We start from the raw sequence: 12,474 nt of genomic DNA on the forward strand, positions 1-12,474 counted from the left end.
CCATCATGCAAATACCAATGAACCAATGCCCAATGAACTAAAAACCATCATGCAGATACCAATGAACCAATGAACTAAAAAACCATCATGCAAATACCAATGAACTAAAAACCATCATGCAGATACCAATGAACTAAAAACCATCATGCAAATACTGATGAACTAATCAACCAACACAGTTTTTATCAAATTTTCTAACTCATCCAAATCAAAAGGTTTGGCCAAATGAGCATCGGCACCGGCCATTTCTGCTAAAGATTTAATATCGTTGTTTGCCGAAAAATAGATAACCGGGATATGGTTAAATTTTGGATGGCTCTTCAATAATCTTGTTGCTTCAATACCGCCAATATCCGGTATCCAATTATCCATTAAAATGGCATCAGGTTGTAGTTTTTCTACTTTCTCTATTATATCATGGGATGTTTCTGATGTTTCTACCTCATAACCGCACTCATTTAAAATAATTGAGCAGAGTTCTAAAATATTTACATCATCATCAAAAATGAGTACTTTTTTCTTCAATTGAGAGGGCGTTTATTTTTTAAAAATTATTTATCAGGTCTATTATCTCTTCAACCTTTAAAACGTATTGAGGGTTAAATATCTTTAGGGCTTCGTTCGGCATCGTACTGATTTCTGCCTCGTTAGGGTTTTGAACAATTGTTGTTCCATAATTTTGATAAATATGCTTTAAACCTTCGGCACCGTCTTTATTTGCCCCAGAAAGCAATATAGCGGCTGCTTTTTCTTTGTAGATATCTGATGCCGATTTAAAAGTAATATCTATAGATGGCCTAGAATAGTTCTCTTTTTCAGAGTAATCTAAACAAACCGACCTATCTTTTTCTATCAATAAATGATAATCTGCGGGTGCAAAATAAATGGAACCGGGGATTAGCTTGTCTTTATCCTCGCACTCTAAAACAGGTAATGGGGTTTTATTTCTAAAAAGCTCTGAGATTGATAAATTGGTGTTGTGTTTTCTGTGCAGCACAATTAATACCACAAACTTTATATCTATTTTTATACGTGGGATGATCTTGAGCAATAATTCAAAAGAGCCCGCAGAACCACCGATAACCAATATTTCGATTACTTTTTTCATCTCGTTTTTTTCCAAATCTTCTCCTTTTCTACTTGTTTATAAGTTTGGTTTAAATGTGAAAAACGGATGGTTTCTTTAGATCCCAAAGCTAAATAGCCCAATTTCTCTAAACTCGCATCAAATAAATTAAATACTTTGTCTTGTAGGTTTTTATCAAAATAAATCAAAACGTTTCTGCAAATGATCAATTGAAACTCGTTAAAAGAACGGTCTGAAGCTAAATTGTGTGTAGAAAAAATAACGTTTTTTCTTAAATATTCTTTAAAACTAACATGATCGTAATTAGCAGAATAATAAGTGCTAAAATCTGAGCTTCCGCCACTATTGTTGTAGTTTTCTGTATAAAGTTTCATCTGGTTGATAGCAAAGACCCCAGTTTTTGCTTTTTCTAAAACCGTAGGATTGATATCGGTAGCATAAATAATTGCCTTGTGCGCTAATTTAGCCTCATGTAATAAAATAGAAATAGAATAAACTTCTTCGCCTGTAGAGCAGCCAGCCAACCAAATTTTTATATATGGGTTAACCCCCAACTTTGGGATAATTTTTTCTCGTAAAGCTTTGTAAAAGAAGGGGTCTCTGTACATTTCGGTTACGTTTACGGTAACCTCTTCTATAAATCTGCTTAGGTAAGATTGATCATTTAAAACTTTATACCTTAATTCTGCAAAGCTTTTATGCTTGTCTAATAAACAAATACGGTTTATCCTCCTTTTGATGGATGCCTTGCTGTACTCTGTAAAATCGTAACCGTATACGTTGGCAACCTCATTTAACAACTGCTCTAAATCTTCATCGCCAACAATATCGGGTGCCATCATATCTATAAAAATTTATCTGTAAATACCAACAAGTGGTCAATATTTACGGGTTTAGAAACGTAACCATCTGCTCCCGCTTCCAAACATTTTTCTTTGTCGCCGGCCATGGCCTGTGCTGTTACTGCAATAATGGGTACATTATTAAATTCTCCAGAAGTTTTTATTTTCTCTATAGATTCGTAACCGTCAACGTCGGGCATCATCATATCCATTAAAATTAAATGGATGTTTTTCTTGGATTTTAAAACCTCTAAAGCTTCAACAAAGGTGGTAGCTGTTTCGCATTCAAAACCCCTAGCTTTAAGTACCATTTTTAGGGCAAAAATATTCCGAGGATCATCATCCACAATTAAAATTGCTTTTTTTTGATTCATATTTTATCATTGATATAACCAAACTCTTAATAACGACAATAATTGATCTATATCTACCGGTTTAGAGATATAATCAGAAGCACCAACCTGCATACATTTCTCTCTATCGCCTATCATCGCTTTTGCGGTTACGGCAATAATTGGCAGGTTTTTATATTGATGTTGTTTTCTTATTCTTTCTATAGTTTCATAACCGTCCATTTCTGGCATCATAATATCCATTAAAACAATATCTATTTCTGGGTGCTCGCTTAATTTTTGTAAGGCCTCTTTTCCATCTATGGCACTTACTACCTTCATTTGGTGGTTTTCTAGTGCTTTGGATAAAGAAAATATATTCCTCACATCATCATCAGCAATTAAAACCGTTTTATTTTTGATCACTTCTGTAAGCTGCCCTAATTTTTTGAAAGAATTGGCTGTTTTCTCAACCTTATCATCGTTCACTAAATGCAAAAATAGGCCTACCTCGTCTAAAACCCTTTGGTAAGAATGTGCCGTTTTCACGATGATGGAATCTGCATATTTCTTGATCTTTAATTCTTCTACCTTGGATATGTTTTTTCCAGTAAAAATGATGATTGGCAGATCTTCTAGTCCTTCGGTTTGCCTTATGGCCTCTAAAGTTTCATAGCCGGTCTCGTAGGGTACGCCCATGTCCAAGATCACGCAATCAACATCTTTTTCTTTTAATGTTTTTGTGCTTTCTTCTAAATTGTCTTTAATTTCTGTACTGATATTAAAGTTGCCAAGGTAATAAGACAATGCACTGGCGTGTTTTGCGTTTTCTTCTACGATCAATACTTTTTTAGGATGCTTATTTAAAGCAGTCTCTATCTTTTGGAATATAGAACTCATGTTCTCTACTGCAAAAGGTTTATTGATAAAATCTACCGCACCTTTTAATATGCTTTCTCTCTTAGCTTGTAAAGAAGACATAATGTGTACCGGGATATGCTTTGTTTGTATGTTAGATTTCAGCTGCTCCATGATCATCCAACCATCCATAATTGGGAGTTGTATATCTAATAAGATGGCCCAAGGTTTAAATTCTAATGCTGCTGGCAAGGCCAGATCGCCGCGTACCACCACAATGGTTTTAAAGTTTTGTTTTTGGGCAAAGTTTTGAAGTGTTCTGGCAAAAAGTGGATCGTCTTCAACTATTAAAATAACCTTATCACCATTAATGATGTTAAGCCTATCATCATCAATGGCTTTGGGTATTTTATTGCTCAAGAATGAAGGAGCGGCTTCTTGTGGTTTAGCATCAATGCCTTCCTCTTCTTTGGTCATGCCAGGCTGAGCTTCTGTTTTTGAGGTTTGGTTTTCTGGTAAAATGAGCGTAAAAGTACTGCCTTTTGTAGGCTCGCTTTCTAACTCGATCCTGCCGCCCAATAATTTAGCCAATTCTCTACTTATGGATAAACCAAGCCCAGTACCGCCAAACTTTCTTTTTGTAGAGCCATCCTCTTGTTGGAAAGCTTCAAAAATAAGCTTCTGCTTTTCTTTAGAAATCCCTATCCCGGTATCCCTTACCTCAAAAACAAAATCATCTTCTTTTTTAAAGATGTGCAAATCCACACTTCCCCTTGAAGTAAACTTAATGGCATTGGAAAGCAGGTTTTTCAATATCTGCCCTAAGCGGGTATCGTCTGTTACAATCTCTTTGGCATCTTTATCTAAATTTATATTAAGTTCAATGCCTTTTTGCTTTATCAATGGGTCAAAAAGACTTTGAAGTTCGTTCTTCACGGCTTTTAAAGCTACTTTTTCAAAAACCACATCCATTTTGCCCGCTTCTATTTTAGAAAGGTCTAATATCTCATCAATTAAAGATAGCAAGCCATTTCCAGAGCTTTGGATAACCTTTGCCGATTCTACTTGCTCTGCCGTTAAATTCCCCTCCGGATTTTCTGCCGATAACCCAGATAGCAATAGGATGGAATTTAAAGGAGTTCTCAACTCGTGAGACATATTAGCCAAAAACTCAGATTTGTACTTGGTGCTTAAGGCCAATTCTTCTGCTTTTTGCTGTATCTCTAAATTTCTATCGGTAATCAGTTGGTTTTTTTCTTCCAATAATTTTGATCTTTCCTCTAATTCTTGGTTAGATTGCATCAATTCTTCTTGCTGCATCTTCAATTCTTCTTCAGAAGCTTGCAATTTTAGTGTTTGGGCCTCTAATTCTGCATTCAAGTTTTCAAGCTCGTTATGTTGCGCTTGTAGTTCTTCGGTTTGCGTTTGCGTTTCTTCTAAAAGGTTTTGTATGTGCCTTCTAGATTTAGCGCCTATGATCGCAGGGCCTATGCTTTTACCGCAAGATTCATGATATTGTATGTCTATATCCGCAAATGCTAAACTACATCCAAGTTCTACAACCCCGATAGTGATATTATCGTTTTTTATCGGGATAAGCAGCAAGTGGTTAAGTTTGATCTTTCCGCTCCCCGAGGTTACAAAATAATCATCGCCCAAACCGTCAATTACCCTTAGATTACCATCTTTAAAAACTTGGCCAATTAAGCCTTCGCCCTCATTAAAAGAAGCCTTCATAAAAGCTTCTTTGTTATTAGAGCTTTTCAATATTAATTTACCGTCTTCAAAAACGTAAAGACCACCAACTTGGCATTGCCCATAGTTGATCATCTCGTTTATAGATTCGTCGCAAATCTGTTTAATTGTTTTGTTACCTAAGAATTTTTCATTTAATGATGCAATCCCCTTTTGCAACCACTCATCATCATTTAGTTTATTAAAAGATTCTTCTAACGATGCCGCCATACTGTTTAAGGAAACGCTCAGTTTGCTCAGCAATCCATGTTTATCTGTTTCAACTCTTGTTTTAAAATCGCCCAAAGAAATTTGATGGGCAATTTCTTCTATCTTAAGTATGCTTTCTGTAGTTTCTTCTTCTTTTTTGATGAGTTGTTTTTGCAAGGCCTCTCGCTGCTTAAAATCAGACCGTATCCTAAAATAGAAAACCAAGGTAATTAACAAAGAGATAATAGAGGTTACGAGCAATAGAATTGGAGTGGTGCCTGCAGAATTGCTGCTTTTAATGTTTCTGTCCTCGAGTAATTTAAGCTCAATTTTTTTCATCTTTAAAAGGATGGCCTGGTAATTCTCGCTCTGCACACGCCCGCTGTCCATATCGCTTAAAGAAATGTTCAAACCTTTATTAAGGCTATCCATCAAATTCTCTGTGGTAAATTTGTATTTATTTATAGATGCCCTTAAATTCTCTACGTTTTTAATCTGTAGAGGATTATCAGATACAAGATCTTCTAAATTGTTTATCAGCGAATCTGAAGAGTTGATGCTAGAATAATAAGATTTAGAAAATTTAGGATTATTGTTCAATAACCTACCCCTCATCCCAATAATGCGATCTTTTAAATTGAGGTTGATATTATCTAGGGTATTTAAAACCTGTAAAGTATGTTGCACAGAATCCTGGTTGTTTCTAAAGGCCTTGATGGATACAAATGATGCTGCAGAACTTACTATAAGTAAGAAAAACGATATTGAAAAGCCTATCTGTAGATTGCGTAAGAATTTAGATGCCATTTTTGATGCCTGTTTATAGTTGTTTTGGTAAGCTGAAATAAAATTCCGAGCCTTTTTTCGGTTCGCTTTTAACACCAAAACTACCTTGGTGTTTTTTTATGATGTCTGCACAAATATACAAGCCAATCCCTAGGCCCTGAAATTTCAAGGAAGTTTCTTCTACCCTGTAAAACTTGCTGAAAACGTTTTTTTGCTTTTCTTCGGGTATGCCAATTCCCTTATCTTTTACCTTAACAACAACCTCGTTCTCTAGATCTTCACGCAAAACTGTTACCGTTTGGTTTTCTGGAGAATATTTTAAGGCATTTGTAAGGTAATTTTGCAAAACTTGCTCTATACGGTTTTCATCAAGATCTATCAATAAAGTTTTGGTGTTGCCAATTACTTTGATGTTTGCCAATGGATGCGTTTGGTGGATGGTATCTACACAACTGTTAATGACCTCTTTAATATCGATTGTTTTTTTGTTGAGCTTCAATTCGCCACTCTCAATCTTAGAAACATCTAAAAGATCAGAAACCAGATCGCTTAATTTGCCTACCTGTAATTGCGTTTTTTCTATGTAGATTTTTATCTGCTCTGATTCATGGTTTTTTAAACTCCTGGATAATAATTGGATATAAGCCTTAATACTGGTTAAAGGCGTTTTTAACTCGTGGCTAGTGATACTCAAAAATTCATCTTTCTTTTTTTCTATTTGTTTTTGGGCATCAATATCTGTAAAAGTACCTATCCACTTAGTGATGATCCCTTTTTCTTTCAATGGGATTATTTTTAATAGATGATAGCAGTATTCTGAAGAACCTATTTTTTGCAACCTTACCTCTAGCTCTAATCTTTTGCCTTTCATCAAAGCACTGATAAACTCAGTTTCTATATCTTTATCATCAGGATGTGATTTTGGGAAAATATCTTCACTATTAGAAAATTGCATCCAATTCTGATTAACAAAATCTATCTTCCCTTTTTCATCGGTGGTAAAGGCTACCAAGGGTAAAGCCTCTAAAGTATAATGCAATTGCTCTACTCGATCCCTCAATTCGGCCTGTACCTTCTTTCTAATCTCAATTTCTGCTCTTAGGGCTTCCTGTATTTCCTTTAACTCTTTATTTTGTTGATAAAGCCTTATAAAGGTGTTCACTTTAAGTAATAAGATATCGGGATCAACAGGTTTGGTTACATAATCTATACCGCCAGAAGCATAACCTTTAGCAATAAATTGCTTATCGGTGTTAACCGCAGATAAAAATATGATGGGGATGTGCTTTGTTTTGTTAAAACCGGCCAAGGTTTCGGCTACTTCATAGCCATCCATAATGGGCATCTGCACATCAAGGATGATCAAGGCATAATCGTTTTTTAAAACTTTTTTTAAGGCTTCTTCTCCTGATAGGGCACTATCTACCCTAAAGTCTTTAGATTCTAGTAATTTTTTTAAAGAGAAAATATTCTCTTGCTTATCATCAACAACTAAAATCATGGGTAAACTTTATCCATTTGAAACGTTTAATATTTGAAATTTAAAATCTTGATGAAAAAGCAAAAATTAAACCAAAAAAGTGCTTTTGAGATTAATTCTTAATAAAATTTATTATGCTTGCATAATAAATTGCAGTTGCTTACATTTGAAGCACCTAATTAAACTTTTTTAAATGAAACATCAAGAAACTATTGATTATTTTTTGAAGGTCACATGGCAAAACATCGCAAATAGGTATAATCAATTGGCTTCAGAATTTGGCATTACGCAATCGGTTGGTTATTTATTAATTAACATAGATGAGATAAACGGCACAACGGTATCTGAAGTGGCGGCTCTACTTGGTTTAAAATCAACTAGTTTAAGTAGGATGTTAAACAATTTAGAACAAGATGGCTTAATATATAGGGAAAGCCATTTAACAGATAAAAGATCGGTAAAGCTTTATCTCACAAATTTGGGTAAAGAAAAACGGCATCTTGCTAGGGTAGTGGTCAGAAAGTTTAATGATCATTTGGATGCCCATTTATCAGAAACAGAAAGAACCCAGTTAATAGAAAAGTTAAAGTTGATCAATGAGTTAACTACTAATTACAAACCTTGATAACAACATAGATATTATGAAAAGGACAATCAGAAAAGTGGCGGTTTTGGGCTCCGGCATTATGGGATCGCGTATTGCATGCCACTTTGCAAACATAGGGGTAGAGGTTTTGCTTTTGGATATTGTGCCAAAAGAGCTTAATGACAAGGAGAAGGCTAAAGGATTAACTTTAGAAAGCCCTGCGGTGCGCAACAGAATTGTGAACGATGCCTTAGCCTTTGCAGCCAAATCTAATCCCTCACCGGTTTACAACAAAGCCGTTTTAAATAAGATCACAACAGGGAATTTTGAGGATAACATGAAAGACATTGCCCACTGTGATTGGACAATTGAGGTGGTGGTAGAGAATCTCAAAATCAAAAAAATTGTTTACGATCAGGTAGATCAGTTTAGAAAACCTGGCACTTTAATTACTTCCAATACGTCCGGAATCCCCATCCATTTGATGGCAGAAGGCCGTTCTGAAGATTTTAAAAAACATTTCTGCGGAACGCACTTTTTTAATCCGCCTCGTTATCTGCGTTTATTAGAAATTATCCCAACGCCACATACGGATAAAGAAATCATCGGTTTCTTGATGCACTACGGTAATAAATTTCTAGGGAAAACCACGGTTTTATGTAAAGATACGCCGGCATTCATAGCTAACAGGGTGGGTGTTTATTCCATCATGTCGCTATTGCATTTGGTAGAAAAAATGGATTTAACCGTTGAAGAGGTCGATAAATTTACCGGCCCTGCTTTAGGGCGGCCAAAATCTGCAACTTTCCGCACTACCGATGTGGTAGGTTTAGATACCATGATCAACGTGGCCAACGGTTTGGCAGAAAACGTACCTAACGACGAACAGAAAGAAGTATTTGTTCTGCCAGATTACGTGAAAAAAATGCAAGAGAACAAATGGCTGGGAGATAAAACCGCACAGGGTTTCTACAAAAAAACAAAAGATAAAAACGGTAAAACCGAGATTTTAGCTTTAGACCTAAAAACCTTGGAATACCGACCACAAAACAAAGTGAAATCAGCCACACTTGAGGCCACAAAACCCATCGAAAATCTTAAAGAGAGAATGAAGGTTTATGCTGCCGGAAAAGATAAAGCGGCAGAGTTTTTCAGGATTTCTTTTTCGGGATTGTTTGAATATGTTTCTAATCGAATCCCAGAAATTTCTGATGAAACTTATCGTATTGACGATGCCATGCGGGCTGGTTTTGGTTGGGAATTGGGTCCGTTTGAAGTTTGGGATGCTTTGGGTGTAAAGGAAGGCTTGGAGATGATGAAGCAAAACGGAAAAACCCCCGCAAAGTGGGTTACTGAGATGTTGGAAGCTGGAAATTCCTCGTTCTACAAAATCGAAAACGGCAACAAAACTTATTACGATATCCCAACCAAATCTTACAAAGCAATTCCTGGGCAGGATGCTTTTATTGTTCTGGATAATATCAGAGCCAGTAAAACCTTATGGAAAAATGCAGGAACAACGTTACTTGATTTGGGCGATGGTATTTTAAACTTAGAATTCCACACCAAAATGAACACCATTGGAGGCGAAGTTTTAACAGGAATCAATAAAGCCATTGATATTGCTGAGAAAGATTACAGAGGTTTGGTGATTGGTAACGATGGCGCAAACTTCTCTGCCGGAGCTAACGTGGGAATGATTTTTATGATGGCGGTAGAGCAGGAGTGGGATGAAGTGAACATGGCCATCAAAATGTTCCAGAATACTTCTATGCGTTTGCGCTATTCCTCCATTCCGGTAGTGGTTGCGCCACATAATTTAACTTTAGGTGGTGGTTGCGAATTTGCTTTACATGCAGACCATGTGCAGCTGAATGCAGAAACTTACATGGGTTTGGTGGAGTTTGGCGTGGGTTTAATCCCCGGCGGTGGCGGCACTAAAGAAATGACTTTGCGGGCATCCGACGAGTTTGAGGCAGAGCAAATCGAACAAAATGTTTTAAAAGAAAAATTTCTGACCATTGCCATGGCCAAGGTTTCCACTTCGGCTTTAGAAGCTTATGATTTGGGTTATTTGTTGAAAGATAAGTTTTCTATCTCTATGAATAGGAGCAGGCTTATCGCCGATGCAAAAGAAAAAGCTTTAGAATTGGCTGATGCCGGATATACCCAACCTGTAAAAAGAACTGATATTAAGGTGCTTGGAAAATACGGATTGGGAATGGTTTACGCCGGAGCAAATACCATGCGTTCCGGTAATTACATCTCAGACCATGACCAGAAAATCTCCCAAAAATTAGGTTACGTGATGTGCGGCGGAGATTTATCAGCACCAACAATGGTAACAGAACAATATCTGTTGGATTTGGAAAGGGAAGCGTTTTTGAGTTTGTGCGGAGAAAAGAAAACGTTGGAGAGGATTCAAAGCATTATTACTAAGGGGAAACCGTTGCGTAATTAGTAGTGAGATTTGAGTATTGGGTATTGAGAGCTTTTCAAAAGGAATAAAAAATCAGGAAATAGAAAATGCACAACATCAAAGAATTAAAAATCTGGAATAAAGCAATGGATTTGGCAGTTCAAGTTTACGAATTGTCTTCTAAATTCCCTTCGGATGAAAGGTTTGGATTAACTTCTCAAGTCAGAAGATGTGCAGTTTCAATTCCTTCTAATATTTCTGAAGGAGCGGGAAGAAATACAAAAGGAGAGTTTAAACAGTTTTTAGGAATAGCCAATGGTTCAGCCTACGAATTAGAAACCCAACTCATGATTGCAAATAAATTGAATTTTATTGATGAAAAATCAACAAATGAAATTTTAGAAGTCATCGATGAAATTCAAAAAATGAATTATAAACTTCAATTATCATTAAGTAAATAGTAGTGAGATTTGAGTATTGAGAACTTTTAGAATGGAAATAAGCAATTCATCTCAATACTCAATACGCTCTACTCAATGCAAAAAAAATTTTATAAGGGCGTAAGCAAGTCATCTCATTACCCAATACGCTCTACTCAATACTAATAATATAACACAAGGACGTAAGCAAGTCATCTCAATACTCAATACGCCCTACTCAATACTAATAATATAACACAAGGACGTAAGCAAGTCATCTCAATACTCAATACGCCCTACTAAATACTAAAAAATATGGAAGCATACATCATAGCAGGATACAGAACAGCGGTAGGAAAAGCGCCTCGTGGCGTATTTCGTTTTACCCGGGCAGATGATTTGGCGGCAGAAGTCATCAGAGAATTAGTAGCATCTGTACCGAATTTAGATAAAACCCAAATAGACGACGTCATTGTTGGTAACGCCACGCCAGAAGCAGAACAAGGTTTAAATATCGGCAGAATGATTTCTTTAATGGCTTTGGATACCGATAAAGTGCCGGGGGTTACCATTAATCGTTATTGCGCATCTGGATTGGAAACCATTGCCACAGCGGTAGCAAAAATAAAAGCCGGGATTGCTGATTGTATTGTAGCCGGTGGAGTAGAGGTGATGAGCGGGATGCCTTTTGGCGGATGGAAAATTGTACCAAATCCAGAAGTGGCCATGAAAAATCCGGATTGGTATTGGGGAATGGGCCTAACCGCCGAAGCGGTTGCAAAAGAATACAAAGTGAGCAGGGAAGACCAGGATGAATTTGCTTTAAAATCACATCAAAAAGCTTTGGCAGCAATAGAAAATGGACATTTAAAAGACGGACTTCTACCCATCACGGTAAAGGAAAACTATTTGGATGCCAACATGAAGAAAAAAAACCGTGAATACGTGGTTGATACCGATGAAGGCCCAAGAGCTGATACTTCACTATCGGCTTTAGCCAAACTGAAACCGGTTTTTGCTGCTGGCGGTTCCATCACGGCAGGTAATTCTTCCCAAACATCAGACGGAGCGGCATTTGTTTTAGTAGTTTCAGAAAAAATGATGAAGCAATTGAAAGTAGAGCCTATCGCCAGATTAGTGAGTTATTCTGTTGCCGGTGTGCCGCCAAGGATAATGGGAATTGGCCCTATTGAAGCTATACCAAAAGCCTTAAAACAAGCCAACATGGCTTTAGACCAAATCGATTTAATAGAATTGAACGAAGCTTTTGCTTCCCAATCTTTAGCCGTAATCAGAACTTTAGGTTTAGATAAAGAAAAAGTAAACGTAAATGGCGGTGCAATTGCCCTGGGGCATCCTTTGGGTTGTACCGGAGCAAAATTATCAGTCCAAATCTTTAACGAATTAAAAAGGAGAAATCAAAAATACGGAATGGTAACCATGTGTGTAGGAAGCGGACAAGGTGCGGCAGGGATATTTGAGGTTTATTAGTAGTGAGATTTGAGTATTGGGTATTGAGAACTTTTAGAATGGAACTAAGCAAGTCATCTCACTACTCAATGCAAAAAAATTATACAAGAGCGTAAGCAAGTCATCTCATTACTCAATACGCTCTACACAATGCAAAAAAAATATACAAGGGCGTAAGCAAGTCATCTCATTACTCAATACGCTCTACACAATGCAAAAAAAATATACAAGGGCGTAAGCAAGTCATCTCA

Annotated in this window: 10 protein-coding genes; 4 read left to right on the forward strand and 6 right to left on the reverse strand. The window is 36.7% G+C overall.

Features of this window, described 5'->3' with window-relative positions:
• Positions 1 to 162: 162 nt before the first annotated feature.
• From I5M32_RS16140 to I5M32_RS16165, 6 genes are read right to left on the reverse strand one after another with little or no spacing between them, the layout of a single operon-like run.
• The gene (locus tag I5M32_RS16140) at positions 163 to 525 is read right to left on the reverse strand and encodes a response regulator (RefSeq protein ID WP_200588155.1); all 363 of its coding nucleotides are present in this window, start codon (positions 523 to 525) and stop codon (positions 163 to 165) included.
• A gap of 19 nt (positions 526 to 544) precedes the next feature.
• Entirely contained in the window at positions 545 to 1,108 is a 564-nt protein-coding gene (locus I5M32_RS16145; RefSeq protein WP_234461994.1) for a chemotaxis protein CheB, read from the reverse strand.
• Positions 1,105 to 1,929 (reverse strand): CheR family methyltransferase, encoded by an 825-nt coding sequence (locus I5M32_RS16150; protein WP_200588159.1) that lies wholly within the window; start codon positions 1,927 to 1,929, stop codon positions 1,105 to 1,107. The genes I5M32_RS16145 and I5M32_RS16150 overlap by 4 nt, the downstream gene beginning before the upstream one ends.
• A 2-nt stretch (positions 1,930 to 1,931) precedes the next feature.
• Positions 1,932 to 2,303 (reverse strand): response regulator, encoded by a 372-nt coding sequence (locus tag I5M32_RS16155; protein ID WP_200588161.1) that lies wholly within the window; start codon positions 2,301 to 2,303, stop codon positions 1,932 to 1,934.
• Positions 2,304 to 2,309: 6 nt separating this feature from the next.
• On the reverse strand, positions 2,310 to 5,870 hold the full coding sequence (locus I5M32_RS16160; protein ID WP_200588163.1) for a response regulator: 3,561 nt from the start codon (positions 5,868 to 5,870) through the stop codon (positions 2,310 to 2,312).
• A gap of 13 nt (positions 5,871 to 5,883) precedes the next feature.
• Positions 5,884 to 7,350 (reverse strand): hybrid sensor histidine kinase/response regulator, encoded by a 1,467-nt coding sequence (locus tag I5M32_RS16165; protein WP_200588165.1) that lies wholly within the window; start codon positions 7,348 to 7,350, stop codon positions 5,884 to 5,886.
• Positions 7,351 to 7,522: 172 nt separating this feature from the next.
• Here I5M32_RS16165 and I5M32_RS16170 point away from each other — a divergent pair, with 172 nt between their 5' ends.
• From I5M32_RS16170 to I5M32_RS16185, 4 genes are all read left to right on the forward strand, one after another.
• On the forward strand, positions 7,523 to 7,954 hold the full coding sequence (locus tag I5M32_RS16170; protein WP_200588167.1) for a MarR family winged helix-turn-helix transcriptional regulator: 432 nt from the start codon (positions 7,523 to 7,525) through the stop codon (positions 7,952 to 7,954).
• 16 nt (positions 7,955 to 7,970) lie between these two features.
• Positions 7,971 to 10,376: a 3-hydroxyacyl-CoA dehydrogenase/enoyl-CoA hydratase family protein gene (locus I5M32_RS16175; protein WP_200588169.1), complete on the forward strand. Its 2,406-nt coding sequence runs from the start codon at positions 7,971 to 7,973 to the stop codon at positions 10,374 to 10,376.
• A gap of 65 nt (positions 10,377 to 10,441) precedes the next feature.
• Complete coding sequence (locus tag I5M32_RS16180; RefSeq protein ID WP_200588171.1) at positions 10,442 to 10,795, forward strand: four helix bundle protein; 354 nt, start codon at positions 10,442 to 10,444, stop codon at positions 10,793 to 10,795.
• Positions 10,796 to 11,068: 273 nt separating this feature from the next.
• A complete protein-coding gene (locus I5M32_RS16185) occupies positions 11,069 to 12,244 on the forward strand; it encodes an acetyl-CoA C-acyltransferase (RefSeq protein ID WP_200588173.1) in 1,176 nt (391 codons plus the stop codon).
• The last annotated feature ends 230 nt before the right edge of the window (positions 12,245 to 12,474 follow it).

Source organism: Pedobacter segetis (assembly GCF_016623585.1).
Classification (GTDB): Bacteria; Bacteroidota; Bacteroidia; order Sphingobacteriales; family Sphingobacteriaceae; genus Pseudopedobacter; species Pseudopedobacter segetis.

Excerpts from the sequence above, each read along its gene's own strand:
- I5M32_RS16145 (WP_234461994.1), bottom strand. The coding sequence starts at position 1,108 with ATGAAAAAAGTAATCGAAATATTGGTTATCGGTGGTTCTGCGGGCTCT.
- I5M32_RS16150 (WP_200588159.1), bottom strand. The coding sequence starts at position 1,929 with ATGATGGCACCCGATATTGTTGGCGATGAAGATTTAGAGCAGTTGTTA.
- I5M32_RS16155 (WP_200588161.1), bottom strand. The coding sequence starts at position 2,303 with ATGAATCAAAAAAAAGCAATTTTAATTGTGGATGATGATCCTCGGAAT.
- I5M32_RS16160 (WP_200588163.1), bottom strand. The coding sequence starts at position 5,870 with ATGGCATCTAAATTCTTACGCAATCTACAGATAGGCTTTTCAATATCG.
- I5M32_RS16165 (WP_200588165.1), bottom strand. The coding sequence starts at position 7,350 with ATGATTTTAGTTGTTGATGATAAGCAAGAGAATATTTTCTCTTTAAAA.
- I5M32_RS16170 (WP_200588167.1), top strand. The coding sequence starts at position 7,523 with ATGAAACATCAAGAAACTATTGATTATTTTTTGAAGGTCACATGGCAA.
- I5M32_RS16175 (WP_200588169.1), top strand. The coding sequence starts at position 7,971 with ATGAAAAGGACAATCAGAAAAGTGGCGGTTTTGGGCTCCGGCATTATG.
- I5M32_RS16180 (WP_200588171.1), top strand. The coding sequence starts at position 10,442 with ATGCACAACATCAAAGAATTAAAAATCTGGAATAAAGCAATGGATTTG.
- I5M32_RS16185 (WP_200588173.1), top strand. The coding sequence starts at position 11,069 with ATGGAAGCATACATCATAGCAGGATACAGAACAGCGGTAGGAAAAGCG.